General features: G+C 70.2%; 12 protein-coding genes and 2 pseudogenes. 7 read left to right on the top strand and 7 right to left on the bottom strand.

Going from position 1 to position 17,123, the window contains the following annotated elements; genetic code table 11:
- Positions 1 to 20: 20 nt before the first annotated feature.
- The 5 genes from U8D42_RS20290 to U8D42_RS20270 all read left to right on the top strand — a co-directional run bounded on the left by U8D42_RS20290 (position 21) and on the right by U8D42_RS20270 (position 5,448).
- Positions 21 to 1,199: an alpha/beta hydrolase gene (locus U8D42_RS20290; RefSeq protein WP_090419927.1), complete on the top strand. Its 1,179-nt coding sequence runs from the start codon at positions 21 to 23 to the stop codon at positions 1,197 to 1,199.
- A gap of 44 nt (positions 1,200 to 1,243) precedes the next feature.
- A complete protein-coding gene (locus tag U8D42_RS20285) occupies positions 1,244 to 2,653 on the top strand; it encodes a WS/DGAT/MGAT family O-acyltransferase (RefSeq protein ID WP_322858452.1) in 1,410 nt (469 codons plus the stop codon).
- 108 nt (positions 2,654 to 2,761) lie between these two features.
- A complete protein-coding gene (locus tag U8D42_RS20280; protein WP_322858453.1) occupies positions 2,762 to 3,547 on the top strand; it encodes a crotonase/enoyl-CoA hydratase family protein in 786 nt (261 codons plus the stop codon).
- Between the two features lie 102 nt (positions 3,548 to 3,649).
- On the top strand, positions 3,650 to 5,155 hold the full coding sequence (locus U8D42_RS20275; protein ID WP_085243546.1) for a class I adenylate-forming enzyme family protein: 1,506 nt from the start codon (positions 3,650 to 3,652) through the stop codon (positions 5,153 to 5,155).
- Positions 5,152 to 5,448, top strand: a complete 297-nt coding sequence (locus U8D42_RS20270) for a hypothetical protein (RefSeq protein WP_085243545.1) — start codon at positions 5,152 to 5,154, stop codon at positions 5,446 to 5,448. Before U8D42_RS20275 ends, U8D42_RS20270 begins: the two co-directional genes overlap by 4 nt.
- A gap of 3 nt (positions 5,449 to 5,451) precedes the next feature.
- Here U8D42_RS20270 and U8D42_RS20265 read toward each other — a convergent pair whose 3' ends face one another.
- From U8D42_RS20265 to U8D42_RS20255, 3 genes are all read right to left on the bottom strand, one after another.
- A complete protein-coding gene (locus tag U8D42_RS20265) occupies positions 5,452 to 6,018 on the bottom strand; it encodes a TetR/AcrR family transcriptional regulator (protein ID WP_085243573.1) in 567 nt (188 codons plus the stop codon).
- 489 nt (positions 6,019 to 6,507) lie between these two features.
- Positions 6,508 to 7,980 carry an aldehyde dehydrogenase gene (locus U8D42_RS20260; RefSeq protein WP_085243544.1) on the bottom strand — a complete coding sequence of 491 codons (1,473 nt, stop codon included), beginning with the start codon at positions 7,978 to 7,980 and terminating at the stop codon, positions 6,508 to 6,510.
- 94 nt (positions 7,981 to 8,074) lie between these two features.
- Entirely contained in the window at positions 8,075 to 8,848 is a 774-nt protein-coding gene (locus tag U8D42_RS20255) for a class I SAM-dependent methyltransferase (protein ID WP_322858806.1), read from the bottom strand.
- A gap of 168 nt (positions 8,849 to 9,016) precedes the next feature.
- Between U8D42_RS20255 and U8D42_RS20250 the strand changes: the two genes are divergently transcribed.
- On the top strand, positions 9,017 to 10,171 hold the full coding sequence (locus U8D42_RS20250) for a glycosyltransferase family 4 protein (protein ID WP_085243543.1): 1,155 nt from the start codon (positions 9,017 to 9,019) through the stop codon (positions 10,169 to 10,171).
- Here U8D42_RS20250 and U8D42_RS20245 read toward each other — a convergent pair.
- Together U8D42_RS20245 and U8D42_RS20240 are read right to left on the bottom strand one after the other, a co-directional pair.
- Positions 10,168 to 11,954: pseudogene (locus U8D42_RS20245) on the bottom strand (hypothetical protein). The gene U8D42_RS20250 and the pseudogene U8D42_RS20245 overlap by 4 nt on opposite strands.
- 8 nt (positions 11,955 to 11,962) lie before the next feature.
- Complete coding sequence (locus tag U8D42_RS20240) at positions 11,963 to 13,237, bottom strand: DUF3068 domain-containing protein (protein ID WP_322858455.1); 1,275 nt, start codon at positions 13,235 to 13,237, stop codon at positions 11,963 to 11,965.
- Between the two features lie 89 nt (positions 13,238 to 13,326).
- On the opposite strand from U8D42_RS20240, the pseudogene U8D42_RS20235 reads away from it, so the two are divergent.
- A pseudogene (locus U8D42_RS20235) lies at positions 13,327 to 14,566 on the top strand (acyltransferase family protein).
- Between the two features lie 63 nt (positions 14,567 to 14,629).
- Here U8D42_RS20235 and U8D42_RS20230 read toward each other — a convergent pair.
- Together U8D42_RS20230 and U8D42_RS20225 are read right to left on the bottom strand one after the other, a co-directional pair.
- Positions 14,630 to 16,111 (bottom strand): AMP-binding protein, encoded by a 1,482-nt coding sequence (locus U8D42_RS20230; RefSeq protein WP_322858457.1) that lies wholly within the window; start codon positions 16,109 to 16,111, stop codon positions 14,630 to 14,632.
- Positions 16,104 to 17,084: a phosphotriesterase-related protein gene (locus U8D42_RS20225; RefSeq protein WP_322858458.1), complete on the bottom strand. Its 981-nt coding sequence runs from the start codon at positions 17,082 to 17,084 to the stop codon at positions 16,104 to 16,106. Before U8D42_RS20225 ends, U8D42_RS20230 begins: the two co-directional genes overlap by 8 nt.
- Between the last annotated feature and the right edge of the window lie 39 nt (positions 17,085 to 17,123).

Below are 17,123 nucleotides of genomic sequence, written 5' to 3'. Positions count from 1 at the left end.
CCACGGCAAGGAGGCCGGCTATGACATCGTGCGCGAAATGGTTGCTGCGGGCGCGTCCCGGCGACTACGCGCTGGCCTTGAGTGCCGCGGGCGCTTCGCTGCCGGTGGTCGGCAAGCACCTCGAGCCACTGGGCGGCCTCACCGCGATGGGCATCTGGGGCGCCCGGCACGCCCCCGAGTTCTTCTCCGGGCTGACCAAGCCCCGACGCTCGCCGGACGACGACGCCCGCCTGCCCGACGGGTTGAGCGCACAAGACGTGTCCATCGCCGCGCTGCGCGGGATCGTGTCGGCCGCGGAGCTCGAGCTGGAGTGGCCCGCGGCGCTGCGGACGCCGCCGATCTGGGATGCGATGCGCCAGCGCCGGTACCTGCACCGGCGCGCCGTCCACTACGGGGACCACCCCGCGCAGGTGCTCGACGTCTGGCGCCGCAAGGACCTGCCCGCGCAACCCGCGCCGGTGCTGATCTTCGTCCCGGGCGGCGCCTGGGTGCACGGCAAGGCCATGGGCCAGGGCTCCGCCCTGATGTCCCGCCTGGCCGAGCAGGGCTGGGTCTGCCTGGCGATCGACTACCGCGTCGCCCCGCACCACCGCTGGCCGCGGCACATCATCGACGTCAAGACCGCCATCGCCTGGGCTCGCGCCAACGTCGACAAGTTCGGCGGCGACCGCGATTTCGTCGCGGTGGCGGGTTGTTCGGCCGGCGGTCACCTGTCGGCACTGGCCGGCCTCACCCCCGACGACCCGCAGTATCAGGCGAAGCTGCCGGAGGGCGCCAACACTTCGGTGGACGCGGTGGTCGGCATCTACGGCCGCTACGACTGGGAGGACCGCTCGACGCCCGAGCGCGACCGGTTCGTCGAGTTCCTGGAGCGGGTGGTGGTCAAGCGCCGGATCGCCCGCCACCCCGAGGTGTTCCGCGCCGCGTCGCCGATGGCACGCGTGCACCGAAATGCGCCGCCGTTCTTGGTGATTCACGGCAGCAGGGACAGCGTCATCCCCGTCGAGCAGGCACGCAGCTTCGTCGACCGGATGCGGGCGGTCTCGCATTCGATGGTGGGCTACCTGGAGCTGCCCGGCGCGGGCCACGGCTACGACCTCATCGACGGCGAGCGGGCGGGCGCTGCCGCGCACGCGACTTCGCTGTTCCTCAACCAGGTGTATCGCACCAAGGCAAACGCGGCAAAAGAGGTTATCTGAGCAGCCGCCGCTGAGTATGGTCCCTTTATGGGTAAGGGGCAGCGGTGAAACGGCTGAGCGGGTGGGACGCGGTCCTGTTGTACAGCGAAACGCCGAACGTGCACATGCACACGATCAAAGCCGCTGTGATCGAACTCGATTCCGATCGGCGTGGCTTGGACGTCGGCGCGTTCCGCGAAGTCATCCGCGGCCGGCTGAACAAGCTCGAGCCGTTCTGCTACCAGCTGGTCGAGATCCCGTTCAAGTTTCACCATCCGATGTGGCGGGAGCACTGCGATCTCGACCTGGACTACCACATCCGGCCGTGGCGGCTGCCCGCGCCGGGCGGCCGGCGCGAGCTGGACGAGGCGATCGGCCGCATCGCCAGCGCACCGCTGGACCGCAGCCGCCCGCTGTGGGAGATGTACTTCATCGAGGGCCTGGCCAACAACCGGATCGCGGTGGTCGGCAAGATCCACCACGCGCTGGCCGACGGCGTCGCCTCGGCCAACCTGATGGCCCGCGGCATGGACCTGCAGCCGGGGCCCGAGGGCGGCCCGTACCTGTGCGACCCGGCGCCCACCACGCGGGAGTTGATGAGTTCGGCCTTCGCCGATCACCTGCGCCACGTCGGCCGGATCCCGCACACGATCCGCTACACGGTCGAGGGCCTGGGCCGGGTGCGGCGCAGCTCGCGCAAGCTCTCGCCCGAGCTGACCCGGCCGTTCGAGCCGCCGCCGACGTTCATGAACCACAAGATCACGCCCGAACGCCGGTTCGCCACCGCCACGCTGGCCCTGGCCGACGTCAAGGAGACCGGCAAGCGGCTCGGCGCGACCATCAATGACATGGTGCTGGCCATGTCGGCCGGCGCCCTGCGCACCTTGCTGCTGCGCTACGACGGCAAGGCCGAACCGCTGCTGGCATCGGTGCCGATGAGTTTCGACTTCTCGCCCGAGCGGATCTCCGGCAACCGCTTCACCGGCGTCCTGGTGGGCCTGCCGACCGATTCCGACGACCCGCTGGAGCGGGTGCGGTGCAGCCACGAGAACGCCATCGCCGCCAAGGAGAGCAACCAGCTGATGGGGCCGGAACTGGTCAGCCGGTGGGCGGCCTACATGCCGCCCGCGCCCACCCAGGCCTTCTTCCGGTGGGCGTCCGGGCGCGACGGCCACAACAAGATCCTCAACCTGAACATCTCCAACGTTCCGGGTCCACGGGAACGCGGCCGCGTCGGCGGGGCCCTGGTCACCGAGATCTATTCGGTGGGCCCGCTGACCGCAGGCAGCGGCCTCAACATCACGGTGTGGAGTTACGTCGATCAGCTCAACATCTCGGTGCTCTCCGACGGCGCCACGCTTAAGGACCCACATGAGGTGACCGAGGCCATGGTCGCCGACTTTGTCGAAATACGCAGGGCCGCAGGTCTTTCCGAGGAGCTGACTGTCGTCGAAGCCGCGATGGCGCCGGCCTGAGCCGCGCGGAGGAAAACGGCACTCTCGCCTGACGTTAATCGCATTCTGGCCGACCGCTACCATCGGTCGGACAACAGCCACCCCGACCCCGAAGGAGCTGTGCGGCACGTGAGCACTGGGAGCGAAGCAGCCGAAGAACCCGAAGTCCTGGTCGAACAACGGGATCGGATCCTGATCATCACGATCAACAGGCCGAAGGCCAAGAACGCGGTCAACGCCGCGGTGGCGAACGGCCTGGCCGAGGCCGTCGACCGGCTCGACGGCGACGCGGGTCTTTCGGTGGGCATCCTGACCGGGGCCGGCGGATCGTTCTGCGCGGGCATGGACCTCAAGGCCTTCGCCCGGGGCGAGCTGCCCATCGTCGAGGGCCGCGGCATGGGCTTCACCGAGCGTCCGCCGGTCAAGCCGCTCATCGCGGCGGTCGAGGGCTACGCCCTGGCCGGCGGCACCGAGTTGGCCTTGGCCACCGACCTGATCGTCGCGTCCAGGGAGTCCGCGTTCGGGATCCCCGAGGTGAAGCGCGGCCTGGTCGCCGGCGGCGGCGGCCTGCTGCGGCTGCCGCAGCGCATCGCGCCGGCCATCGCCATGGAGCTCGCCCTGACCGGCGACAACCTGTCCGCCGAGCGCGCCCACGAGCTGGGGTTGGTCAACGTGCTGGCCGAGCCCGGCAAGGCGCTCGACGAGGCGATCGCGCTCGCCGAGAAGATCGCCGCCAACGGGCCGCTCGCGGTGGCCGCCACCAAGCGGATCATCGTCGAGTCCCGCGGCTGGAGCCCCGAGGAGATGTTCGCCGAGCAGAACAAGATCCTGGCTCCGGTGTTCGCGTCCAACGACGCCAAAGAGGGCGCCATCGCCTTCGCGGAGAAGCGCCCCCCGCGCTGGACGGGCAGCTGAGCCCGGCCCCCGGCTTCGACGGTGTCGCGTGATCTAAACTACAGTCGAACATGACACTTTTGGTCAGCTTTGTAACGCGTTGATACCGCAGAAAGTGCAAGCGTGAGTATTTCGTTGCTGCTGGAGATGGCCGCGTCGAGCAATCCCGATCGCACGGCCGTGGTATCCGAGGGCTCCTCCGGCGCCCTGCGGCTGACGACGCAGCAGCTCAGCGATCTCGCCGACGGTGGCGCCGGGGTGATCGCGGGCACGAACGCCCAACACGTGGTCTACGTGGGCACCGGCGGCGCGATGCTGCCGGTGCTGATCTTTGCCGCCGCGCGGGCCGGGCTGCCCTTCACCCCGCTCAATTACCGGCTGTCCGCCGACGCCATCCGGGCGCTGATCGAGCGCCTGCCGGAGCCGTTGGTGATCGTCGACGGCCGCTACCGCGACATGGTCGGCGGCGCCCCCGGCCGGCTGATGACCACCGACGAATTCCTCGCGGCCGCGCGCGACAGCGAGCCCGCCGCCGAATTCCCCGACCCGGACTCGGTGGCGATCGTGCTGTTCACCTCGGGCACCACGTCGCAGCCCAAGGCCGTCGAGCTCTCGCACAACAACCTGACCAGTTACGTCACCGGCACGGTGGAGTTCGAGTCGGCCGCCGAGAGCGACGCCGCGCTGATCTGCGTGCCGCCCTATCACATCGCCGGGGTGGGCGCCGCGCTGTCGAACCTGTACGCCGGGCGCAAGATGGTCTATCTGCCGAATTTCGATGCGCGGGAATGGGTTCGGCTGGTCAACACCGAGAACGTGACCACCGCGACGGTGGTGCCCACCATGCTCGACCGCATCGTCGCCACGCTGGAGGCCGAGGGCCACGAGCTGCCCTCGCTGCGCAACCTGGCCTACGGCGGGTCGAAGGTGGGGCTGCCGCTGGTCCGCCGCGCACTGGAACTGCTGCCCGGCGTGGGCTTCGTCAACGCCTACGGCCTGACCGAGACGAGCTCGACCATCGCGGTGCTGACCCCCGACGATCACCGGGCGGCGCACGCCGCCGCGGAGCCGGAAGTCGCCAGGCGGCTGGCCTCGGTGGGACGGCCGGTGCCCGGCATCGAGATCGAGATCCGCGACGAAGACGGCAACGTGCTCGGGCCCGGGCAGACCGGTGAGCTGTTCGTCCGGGGCGAGCAGGTCTCCGGCCGCTACACCGGCATCGGTTCGGTGCTCGACGAGAATGGTTGGTTTCCCACCAGGGATGTCGCCATGCTCGACGAGGACGGGTACTTGTTCATCGGCGGCCGCAGCGACGACACCATCATCCGCGGCGGTGAGAACATCGCGCCCGCCGAACTCGAAGAGGTCCTCGTCGAGCACCCGCACGTGCGCGACGTCGCCGTGGTCGGCGTGGAGGATCCGCAGTGGGGACAGGCGATCGTCGCGGTGGTGGTACCCCGGCCCGGTGCCGATCCCGATCCCGAGGAATTGCGCGAGCACGTCCGAAAAAGCCTGCGCGGGTCACGAACCCCGGACCGGGTGGTGTTTCGCGACGAGCTGCCCACGACCCCCACCGGCAAAGTGCTTCGCCGGGAGATCATCGAGACGCTGGAAGGGCTACGTGCATGATCAAGAATGGAACCCGCCTGGCCAGCCAGGTGTGTGACACGCAGGTGATCGTCGTCAGGAGCGCCGACAGCCTCGACGACTTGCGTTGCGGCGGTGCGCCGATGGTGCCGATAGGCGGAGAGCGTTCGGGGGAGCCGGATCCGGCGTTCGCCGACGGCACCGTGATGGGCAAGCGCTACGTCGACGAGACCGGCGCCGAGGTGCTGGTGACCAAGCCGGGCGCCGGGAGCTTGAGCGTGGGGGCGACCGCGCTGCAGCTCAAAGAGGTCAAGCCGCTGCCGGCCAGCGACTGAGGATCACTCCGCGATCTTGTTGCGGACCACGAATTCCCTTGCCTTGATCAGGAATTCGAGCTGATCGCCGACCTGGCGCAACGGGTCGATGCTGCCGGTCGAGCGGGACAACACGATGGCGCCCTCCAGGGCGGCGATCGACGTCACCGCCAGCGAGGCGGCGCAGGGCTCGTCGAAGCCGTCGTGGGTGAACGCCCGCGTCAGCGCGGCGCACCAGCGGCCAAGGATGGCGCCGGCCTCGGCGGAGAGCTTGGCGTCGTCGTCGTCCGAGCCGATTGCCGCGGCCACCACCGGGCAACCGGCGCTGAAGCCGCCCTCGGTCAGCAGGCGCTCCCAGAACTCGACGAACTTGCCCAGCAACGCCCGGGCACCCTGCTCGGCGGCGTCGTCGATCATCGCGGTGAGCGCGTCACCGGAATACCGCAGCGCCTCGATCAGGATCTGATTGCGGCCGTCGGGAAAGTGGTAGTAGACCGAGCCGCGCGGGGCGCCGCTGCGGGCGAGCACCGCGTCGATGGTCACCCCCGCGGCGCCGCGTTCACGCATCACCTCGGCGGCGCTGGCCAGCATTTTCTTGCGCGTACCGCCGCGCTTCGTCGCGGTGTGGTCCCGCAGTGTTTCGCTCGTGGTCGCCACTCTCGTGCCTCCCGTGGCTGACGTCATGCAGCGTGTGAGTGCCGGGGGACCGGCCAGTGCATGCTTCGCGGGCTGAAGCGGAAACTCCGGCGTTTGAGGTCGGGCATCTCGCGGGTGAATTGATAGCCGCCGATGTTCAGCTCGATGATCCACATGATTCTCTCCCGGCCTGAGCGCCGCCGATGATTATGCTGAGAAGCATATAAGACAACGGTCCAGTAAGCAAGTTTTATTGGCTAGGTAAGCTCAGACGCACGGAAAAGTCCGAAACCGGTCCGTTGCCGCCTAATTTACGCGCTAGTAACACGGCTGGTTTCTATGCCCTTTTGCATAATCTTTGGCACCTGGTGGCCGGAAACGCCGAACGCGCACCCACCGCGAGCTGCTGATTTTTCGCGGTGGGTGCGCGTTCGGGGTTAGGCGCTAGCCCTCGATCGTGTAGCCCATGGGCATGAGCACGCTCTTCTGTTGGGTGAAGTGCTCCACGCCTTCGGGGCCGTTCTCGCGCCCGATGCCCGAGTTCTTGTAACCGCCGAAGGGGCAACAGGGATCGAAGGCATACCAGTTGATCGCGTAGGTCCCCGTGCGGATCTTCTCCGCCACCGCGATGCCGCGCTCCACGTCGGCGGTCCACACGCTGCCGGCCAGGCCGTACACCGAGTCGTTGGCGATCTTGATCGCGTCCTCCTCGGTGTCGTAGGGAATGATGCTCAGCACGGGCCCGAAGATCTCCTCCTGGGCGATCGTCATCTTGTTGTCGACGTCGGCGAACACCGTCGGCTGCACGAAGAAGCCGCTGTCCAGGCCCTCGGGCCGGCCGCCGCCGCACACCAGCCGCGCGCCCTCCTCGACGCCCTTGGCGATGTAGCCCTCGACCCGGGCACGTTGCTTCTCCGAGATCAGCGAACCGATCTGGGCGGCCGGGTCCGACGGCAGGCCTACCGGCAGGGCCTGCACGAAAGCGCTTACGGCATCCACGATTTCGTCGTACCGCGAACGCGGGGCCAGGATGCGGGTCTGGGCCACGCAGGCCTGCCCGGTGTTCATGATCCCGGAGAACACCAGCATCGGGACCGCGGCCGCCAGGTCGACGTCCTCGAGGACGATGGCCGCGGACTTGCCGCCGAGTTCCAGCGTGCACGGCTTGAGCATGTCGGCGGCGCGCTTGCCGATCTCCTTGCCGACGGCCGAGCTGCCGGTGAACGAGAAGAGGTCGACGCCCGGGTTGGAGGTCAGCGCCTGTCCGGTCTCGATCCCGCCGGGCACCACCGACAGCACCCCCTCGGGCAGCCCCGCCTCGGCGAAGGCCTCGGCCAAAGCGTTTGCGCTCAGGGGGGTTTCGGCGGCCGGTTTGAGCACCACGGTGCAGCCGGCCAGCAGGGCCGGGCCCAGCTTGTTGACGGCCAGGAACAGCGGCACGTTCCACGCGACGATCGCGCCCACCACGCCGATGGGCTCGCGGTAGACGATGCTCTGCCCGTAGCCGCCGGTGCGGATCTCTTTCCACTTGACCTGGTCGACGGCGGGGCCGGCGAAGAAGTTCAGCGCCCCGATGGAGCTCATCCAGTGCATCGTCTCGACGCCCATCGGGGGCTGGCCGGTCTCGGCCGCCAGCAGCTGGGTGAAGTGGTCCTTGCGCTCCTCCATCAGCTTGAGCGCGTTGGCGATCACGGCCGCGCGCTCCTTGGGCGGCGTCGTGGGCCAGGGTCCGTTGTCGAAGGCCGCGCGGGCCGCGGCGACCGCGGCGTCGACGTCGGCGGCCGCCGCCATGGGCGTCTTGCCGACATACTCGCCCGTGGCCGGGCAGTGCACCTCGATCACTTCGTCAGTCGACGGCGCGGTCCACTTGCCGCCGATGAAAAGCTTGTCGTATTCCGTCGTTTGGCTCTCTGGCATCTGCGCCGCTCCTCCTCATTGCTCCGCGCTGCATCGTCGCCGGCGCGCATGGCGCCACCCTACCCAAGCCGGGACAAAACGAGAACATGTTTCATTATCGGGGCCGCAGCACCAGCACCAGATTGCTGACCGCGAACTCCCGCAGCAGCGGGACCGACGTCAGCCACCATGCCCATCGCGGGTGGTAGCGGGGAAATGCCGCCACCGCCGCCCCGGTGCTCGCGGCCCAGTCGAGCCCTTCGGCCGCGGATACGGCGAACAACGACGACCCGTAGTTGTTTTTCGCCGGATGCCCATGTTTGCGGGCGTACCGGGCGGCGGCGCGGGCACCGCCGAGGTAGTGGGCCAGGCCGGTCTCGTGCCCACCGAACGGGCCCAGCCAGACGGTGTAGGAGAGCACGGCGAGCCCGCCCGGCTTGGTCACCCGCAGCATCTCGTTGCCCAGCTGCCACGGCCGCGGCACGTGCTCGGCGACGTTGGACGACAGGCAGATGTCCACCGAGTCGTCGGCGAACGGCAGCGCCATGCCCGACGCGCGGACGAAGTCTCCGGGACCTGCCGCGAGCGGGGGGCCGGCCGCGTGCATCTCGCTGGGGTCGGGTTCGACGCCTATGTAGCGCAGACCCAGGTCGTCGAACGCGGCCGAGAAGTAGCCGGGGCCGCCGCCGACGTCGAGCACGGTGCGGCCGGCGGCGGGTCCGCCGCGCGCCGCCAGCCACAGGTCGCACACCATGGCCGCGGTGTCCGCCGCGAGCGCGCCGTAGAACCGGGCCGGGTCGGACTGCTCGAAGCGGAATTCGGACAGCAGCCGCACCGCACGGGCCAGGGTCGCCCGCCGGGCGAAGACTTGGGTGGAAGGCGGGGTCACGGGCACCGGCCAACCCTACGCAGCGCGGTTGCGGGGCGCCGCGGCGTGCATCGTCGCCGAGCTGTGCTTGACTGCCCGACTCGCCCCCTCGCCGCTAACGCGGCTGGGGGTGCCCCCACCTCGCGCCGCGCCGCGGCGTGCATCGTCGCCGAGCTAGGCTGACCAGTGATGTCTGGTCTGCGCTCCGTGCTCCTGCTGTGCTGGCGCGATACCGGACACCCCCAGGGCGGCGGCAGCGAGGCCTACTTGCAGCGCATCGGCGCGCAGTTGGCCGCCTCCGGTGTCGCCGTCACGCTGCGCACCGCCCGCTATCCCGGCGCGCCCCGGCGCGAGATGGTCGACGGCGTGCGGATCGACCGGGCCGGCGGCCGGTACTCGGTCTACGTCTGGGCCCTGCTCGCGATGGCGGCGGCCCGGCTGGGGCTCGGACCGCTGCGGCGGGTGCGGCCCGACGTGGTCGTCGACACCCAGAACGGCCTGCCTTTCCTCGCCCGGCTGGTCTACGGCCGCCGGGTGGTGGTCCTGGTACACCACTGTCACCGCGAGCAATGGCCGGTGGCCGGGCCCGTACTGGGCCGGCTCGGCTGGTTCGTCGAGTCGACGTTGTCGCCGTGGCTGAACCGGCGCAACCAGTACGTGACGGTATCGCTGCCGTCGGCGCGCGACCTGCTGGCGCTGGGCGTGGACAACGCGCGAATCGCGGTGGTGCGCAACGGGCTCGACGAGGCCCCGGCGCGCTCGCTGACCGGCCCGCGCGCCGCGGCGCCGCGGGTGGTGGTGCTGTCGCGGTTGGTGCCGCACAAGCAGATCGAGGACGCGCTGGAGGCCGTGGCGCGGCTGCGGCCCCGGATGCCGGGCCTGCACCTCGACATCGTGGGCGACGGGTGGTGGCGCCGGCGGCTCGTCGACCACGTCCGCCGGCTCGGCATCCCCGACGCGGTGACGTTCCACGGTCACGTCGACGACGTGACCAAACACCATGTGCTGCAGAGCTCGTGGGTGCAGCTGTTGCCCTCGCGCAAGGAGGGCTGGGGCCTGGCGGTCGTGGAGGCGGCTCAGCACCGGGTGCCGACCATCGGTTACCGGTCCTCGGGAGGCTTGTCGGATTCCATCGTCGACGAGGTCACCGGCATCCTGGTGGACACCCACGCCGAGCTGGTGGATCGTCTCGGCGAGTTGCTGTCCGACCCGGTGCTGCGCGAGCAACTCGGCGCCAAGGCGCACACCCGAAGCGGTGAATTCTCGTGGCGGCAAAGCGCCGACGCCATGCGCACGGTGCTGGAGGCCGTGCGCACGGGCGGGTACCTGAGCGGCGTGGTTTAGCCACGGGCGTCGGCGTCGCCGCGAGACATAAAGCGTTGCGAGCCGCGTCGCGGCGTGTCGTCGCAGCCGTTTATGTGTCGTGCGGCCGCGGCGGGAAGCCAGCGCGCCGCACACGGCCGACCAAGGCGCCGGCGCCGCCCACCAGCAGCGCCGCCAGCCACGCCAGGTGCGCGAGCAACGTCACCGTGCGCGCCGTGGCGGAGACCCCGGCGGTGTCGCCGCCGATCCGATAGAGCGCGAGGTCGTCGTCCCGGTAGACCGGGTTCAGCGCGTCGACGGTGCGGGCGGACGCCCCCATGTCCCCGGCGGTGTCCGACTCCACGACCAGCCAGCCCACGCCCGCCGGCGCCAGCGCGGACGGCGCGGGCCCGGCCAGCAGCAACTGCTGCACCGCGCGGGCTTGAGCGCCCTCGCCCGGGATGACGGTCCCCGAGATGACCAGGTCGCCGGTGCTCAGCACGTCGGCGCGCACCCAGCGGGGCAACGGGTCCAAGACCGGCGCGCGACCAGCCCAGGAGTAGAGCCGCATGGTGCCGGCCGGCAGCACCGCCACCGTCGCGGGCTGCGCGTTGATCGCGGCCGCCGCCGCCGCCCAGCCGCGCGGATACTGCACCGACGACACCTGGCCCCACACCCCCCAGGCCAGGTCCGGCAGCGCGAAGACCAGCGCCAGGCAGCAGACCGGTGCCGCCACCATGTCCGCGGGCGGCGGGACCCACCTGCGCAGCGTGACCACCACGCCCCCGCCCGCCAGCGCGTAGCCCGGCACGGCCAGCGCCACCCACTTCTGCCCGTCGCGCAGGACACCGAAGCCGGGCACGGCATCCACCAACGCGGCCAGCAGGTGCAGGCCCGGGCCGGTCGCCAGCGCCGCCGGAACCAGCACGGCCACCGCCGCCAACGCCAACAGCGGCCGCGCCGCGGGACGGCGCAGCACCGTCGGCAGCCCGGCCGCGACTACGCCCAGCAACACCGCGGCCGACGCCACCGCGAACATCGTGGTCCGCGAGATCGGCACGGCCTCGCCGTTCCAGATCCCGCCCAGGGCGGCCAGGCTGGCCAGCGTGCCCAGCCCCGGCTCGGCGCGCGGCGCGAACGCGGCGACCCCCAGGGTGTTCGCCGCGGTGTGCGCGGTCAACGAGGCGCCCAGCGCCGACGCGGTCAGCCAGGGCAGCGCGGACACCAGCGCGACGCCCAGCGTCACCGCCGCGCACAGCCGGCGCGACCGGCCGGTGCCGGGCGCGCCCACGCAGACCAGCGCCGTCGTCGCGGCGAGCAGCAGGCCGGTCGGTGTCAGCCCGGCCAGCGCGATCCAGAAGGTCAACCCGAAGAACGGGCCGGAGCCCGTGCGCAGCCCCAGCATCGCCGTCGCGACCCAGGGCAGACAGCCGTAGCCGACCAGCAGGCTCCAGTGCCCCTGAAGCAGCCGCTCGGCGACGTAGGGATTCCAGATCGCCAGGGTGATGGCGACGAACTGCCCGGGCGCACCCGCGTCGGGCAGCGCCGTGGCGACCAGCCGGGCAGCGCCCCATCCCGCGAGCCAGAGCCCCAGCACGAGCAACGCCTTGACCACGACGCCGCCGTCCAGCACGTGCGAGGCCAGCGCCACCGCGAAATCCTGCGGCGTGGCGCGCGGGGCCGCCGTCAGGCCCAGCGCGGTGTCGGACACGTATGAGCGCGGCGTGGACACCGCGTCGCGCAGCAGCAGGTAACCGGGCCTGAGCAGCGGCCCGACCACCAGCAGCGCCAAGACCAGGGCGTACCCGGGCCGGGTCCAGCGCACGCGGCGGGCTATTCCCGTTCGGGTGGACCGGTGGGCTCGGGCGGCCCGGAGTCGGGCGGCTCGTCGGCACCCAGGGTGGGCGCGTCGGGATCATCGCGCGACGTGGGGTGCTGCGTGGGCAGCTTCTCGGTCTCGGCCTCGGCGCCGGGCACCGGCTCCTCGAGCCCACTGCGGCCGAAGAAGTCCTGGTCACCCCGGTCCAGGCCGGGATCGGTCAGCGCGCTCTCGGTGCGCAGGCTGAACGAGGCGAGCACCCCACCGCCGACCAGCGCGATCAACCCGACCGCGGTGAAGGTGATCGGCAGCACCCGCGACCACAGCGCCAGCCGGTCGCGCTCGTCGCGGGCGGCGTTGACCTGCGATTCGACCGTGTCCTGGTTGGACGTGACCTTGTAGTCGGCCAGCGTCAGCTCCGGCTTCATCGGGTCACGGGCGAAGTAGTGGTTGGCGTGCTCGGTCTCCTTGACGATGGTGCCCGACACCGGGTCCACCCAGAAGGTGCGCTGCGCCGCGTAGTAGCGGGTCATGGTGATCTGCTCGTTGGGGTCGCCGCCTTGCAGGCCCCACATCGCCGCCGAGGCGGTGAACTTGGAGTCCGTCGCCTGGTCGGCGTACAGCGACGGGTAGGGCACCGGTGCCACCAGCTTGCCCTCGGCGTTGTAGCCGACGTTCTGGGTGAACTTATAGGTGGTCAGACCGTTGACGTCGTCCTGGCTGTCGTAGTTGACGTCGAACGCCTTCTGGGCGATCGGATCGAAGTAGGGGTACGTCTTCTTCTCGGTGTGGAACGGGAACCGGTAGGCCAGGCCGTCGTGCCGCAGCGGCATCGCCGTGGGCGGGTTCTCGTCACCGAAGGCGCGCGGCTTCTGGACCGAGCCGCCGGCGTGGGTGTCGTCGGAGACCGACATCGCCGTCTTGCGGTTGAGGGTGACGGTGTCGACGATCGCCAGCAGCAGGCCGCTGTCCTTCTGCTTGTCGGTGCGCCGCACCGAGCTGCCGACCTGCAGCGTGACGACGTCGGCGTTGGCGGGCGATTCGACGCTGATCTGCTGCTGGGACACCAGCGGCACGTTCTGGTTGACGACGACGTGATCGGTCGACAACGAGGCGGAGTCGAGCGCGGTTCCGGTGCCGTCGCTGATCAGCGTGGTATCGATGTCGAGCGGGACCTTGGTGATCCTGCTGGTGGTGTACGTCGACAACAGCAGCGCGGCGATCAGCAGGGCGGCTCCGAGTCCGATGACCCCGCATGCGGCGAACCGCAACATGACTGCTCGGTTCACGTTGCTGTGCCCTCCTAGTGCTCTCTTGCGCCGTCAGCCGCAAACCCGTTTGACCCTAACAGCCGAACGTAAGCCCGCGGCTTGCGAACCTGTCGCCGTCGCACGCGGGTCCTTCGGGTGTACCCATTCGTTCTGCCGGCCCATCAGATGCAGACTGTGGGGGTGACGGATGGCCAGCGTGCGGGCGGCGTTCGCAGCTTCCTGCCCGCGGTGGAGGGGATGCGCGCGTGCGCGGCCATGGGTGTGGTCGTCACGCACGTCGCCTTCCAGACCGGGCACTCCAGCGGCGTCACCGGCCGGCTGTTCGGCCGCTTCGATCTGGCCGTCGCGGTGTTCTTCGCGTTGTCGGGCTTCCTGTTGTGGCGCGGCCACGCGGCGGCGGCGCGTGGCCTGGCGCCGCGCCCGCGCACCGGCCACTATCTGCGGTCCCGGGTGGTGCGCATCATGCCCGCCTATGTGGTGGCGGTCGTCGTGATCCTGACGCTGCTGCCCGACGCGGATCACGCCAGCCCGACGGTGTGGCTGGCGAACCTGACCCTGACCCAGATCTATGTGCCGCTCACCCTGACCGGCGGGCTGACCCAGATGTGGAGCCTTTCCGTCGAGGTCAGCTTCTACCTCGCGCTGCCGATCCTGGCGTTGTTGGCCCGGCGGCTGCCGGTCGGCGCGCGGGTGCCGGCCATCGCCGCCCTGGCCGCGCTGAGCTGGGCCTGGGGCTGGGCGCCCATCCACACGGGATCCGGCACCAACCCGCTCAACTGGCCGCCGGCCTTCTTCTCCTGGTTCGCCGCCGGCATGCTGCTGGCCGAATGGGTGCACGACCCGATCGGTGTGCCGCACCGGTGGGCGCGCCGGCGCGTGGCGATGGGTGCCGTCGCCGTGCTGGCCTACCTGCTGGCGGCGTCCCCGCTGGCCGGACCGGAGGGCCTGATTCCCGGCACGGCCACCCAGTTCGCCGTGAAGACGGCGGCGGGCTCGCTGGTGGCGCTCGCGCTGGTCGCCCCGCTGGTGCTGGACCGGGTCGACACCCCGCACCGGTTGCTGGGCAGCACCGCCATGGTGACGCTGGGGCGGTGGTCCTACGGCCTGTTCGTGTGGCACCTGGCCGCGCTGGCCATGGTGTTCCCGGTGCTCGGAACTTTCGCGTTCACCGGCCGGATGCCGTCGGTGCTGGTGCTCACGCTGATCTTCGGGTGGGCGATCGCCGCGGTCAGCTACGGGCTGGTCGAGTCACCCTGCCGGGAAGCGTTGCGGCGCTGGGAGAAACGGGAGAAGCCGGACGAAACGCCGGATGCCGTCGACGCCGAGGCCGACGCGATCGCGCCTTAGCCGGTCGACTCGAAGACGTAACCCGATGGTGCGGCCGCGGCCTTGGAGGATCGTTGGTGGGCGTCAGGCCGGCTCGGGCGCCCGCAGCCGCGCGATGATCTCGGCGCGCACGGCCGACCGCCGGGCCTTGCCGGCGTCGTCACGCAGGGGAGCGTCGACAAACTCGATGAAATCGGGGGAGGGCGGCAACTTGTACGGTGAAAGGTGTTCGCGCAGAAACTCTTTCACGCCCTCTGCGTCGAGTGTGGACCCGTCGGCGGTGTGCACCAGCGCGTAGGGCACCTGACCCAGATCGTCATCCGGAACACCGACGACGAGGCAGGACAGCACGTCGGGGTGTGCCGAGAGCGCGTTCTCGATCTCGGCCGGGTAGACGTTGCGGCCGCCGACGGTGAACATGTCGACCCGACGATCGGACAGGTACAGGAACCCGTCGGCGTCGAAGTGGCCGAGGTCGCCCAGGGAGTCCCAGCCATCCCGGCTCTTCGCCTCGACGCCGACGTAGCGGTAGGTCGGCGCGCTGCCCGGGGCCGGGCGCATGAAGATCTCGCCGACCACGCCGGGCGGGCAGGGGTTGCCATCGTCGTCGAGCACCTTCATCTCCCCGGCGACCACCACCCCCACCGATCCGCGGTGGGTCAGCCACTGGTCCCCGGAGATGAAGGTGAGCGCCTGTAATTCGGTGCCGCCGTAGAGTTCCCACACCTTCTCCGGGGCCAGCAGGTCGATCCACGCCTGCTTGACGGCGGGCGGACACGGGGCGCCCATGTGCCAGAAGCGCCGGATCGACGAGAGGTCGTAGGACTCCGGGTCGGCGTGATACACGGGCAGCACCCGCTGCATGATCGTGGGCACCGTCGTCAGGAAGGTGACGCGATGATCGGTGATCAGCCGCAGGAACCGCTCCGGGTCGAACCGGCTCATCAGGACCAGGTGGTGGCGCATCAGCAGCGCGAGCGTCGCGGTGGTGAAACCGGTGTTGTGCGACAACGGAATTGGCACCAGCGTCGTGTCGCCCTCCTGCGCGCCGAGCGGATATCCGATGGCGGCCGGTATCCGGCTGTCGCCGCCGGATTCGATGAGCTTGGGCCGGCCGGTGCTGCCGCCGGATCCCATCGCCTTCCACACCGGCGACACCGCCTCCGGCAGCGCCGCGTCGGAATGCTCCGGGCCGGGCGTGAAACCGGCCGGAAGACTGGGTATTTGGGGATGCTCGCGGCCGACCAGCAGGGCGGGCGGTCGCAGGTCCAGCAGGCCCCGCAGCTCCGCGTCCGGCAACCGCGCCGACAGTGGCTGGGGGACCGCGCCCAGCTTCCAGCACGCCACCGCGGCCTGGATCCACTCGACGGAGTTGGGCAGCACCATGGTCACGTAGTCGCCGACCCCGACGCCGCGCTCCGCGTAGGCGCAGGCCAACCGGTTCGTCGAGGCGTCGAGCTCCGCGCGGGTGAGGGTGAGTCCGTCACAGGTGACGGCGGGCTCGTCGGGCGCGAGTTCGGCCAGCGCCGCGATCTGGGTGCCGATCGGCGGGACCGGCTCACTCATATGCGCCCTGCCGCTCGAAGATGCGGCGCGGGTTGTCGACCAGCATCGTGTGCAGTTGCTCGTCGGTGACGCCGCGCTCTTTGAGGGCGGGGATGACGTCGTTGTGGATGTGCAGGTAATGCCAATTCGGCGCCATCTGGGGCACCAGCTCTTCGGGGAGCGCGTCGAAGTAGCAGTTGGCGTCGTGCGAGAGCACCATCTTGTCGGCGTGCCCGCGCTCGCACATCGTCGCCACGATCTTGACCCGCTCCTCGAACGGCGAGATCACGTCCAGGCCGAACCGGTCCATCCCCAGATACGAACCCGCGGCGATGAGCTCCTCGAGGTAGCCGACGTCGGTGCTGTCACCCGAGTGGCCGATGACCACCCGGCTCAGGTCGACCCCCTCCTCGGAGAAGATGCGTTGTTGCTCGAGCCCGCGGCGCAGCCCCGCGTGCGTGTGCGTGGAGATCGGCACCCCGGTGCGCTTGTGTGCCTGGGCGACGGCCCGCAGCACCCGCTCGACGCCCGGTGTGATGCCGGGTTCGTCGGTGGCGCACTTGAGGATGCCGGCCTTGATGCCGGTGTCGGCGATGCCCTGCTCGATGTCGCGGACGAACATCTCGGTCATGATCTCGGGGCCGTCCAGCAGCCCTCCCGGGCCCTCGTAATGGAACCGGAACGGCACGTCGTTGTAGGTGTAAAGGCCGGTCGCCACAACGATATTCAACTCGGTGGCCGCCGCGACGCGCGCGATGCGGGGGATGTAGCGGCCCAGTCCGATCACGGTGAGGTCCACGATGGTGTCCACGCCGCGGGCCTTCAGTTCGTTGAGCCGGTCGATGGCGTCGGCGACCCGCCGTTCCTCGTCGCCCCAGGCTTCGGGATAGTTCAGGGCGATCTCGGTGGTCATGATGAACACGTGCTCGTGCATGAGCGTCACGCCGAGGTCGGCGGTATCGATGGGGCCGCGGGCGGTATTGAGTTCTGACACGAGACTGATGCTAGGTCGACTCGGTGGTCGCACAACAGT

Source organism: Mycobacterium europaeum, from assembly GCF_034555895.2.
In the GTDB taxonomy this organism is placed as follows: domain Bacteria; phylum Actinomycetota; class Actinomycetes; order Mycobacteriales; family Mycobacteriaceae; genus Mycobacterium; species Mycobacterium europaeum.
This window is presented reverse-complemented; position numbering and strand designations above follow the sequence as displayed.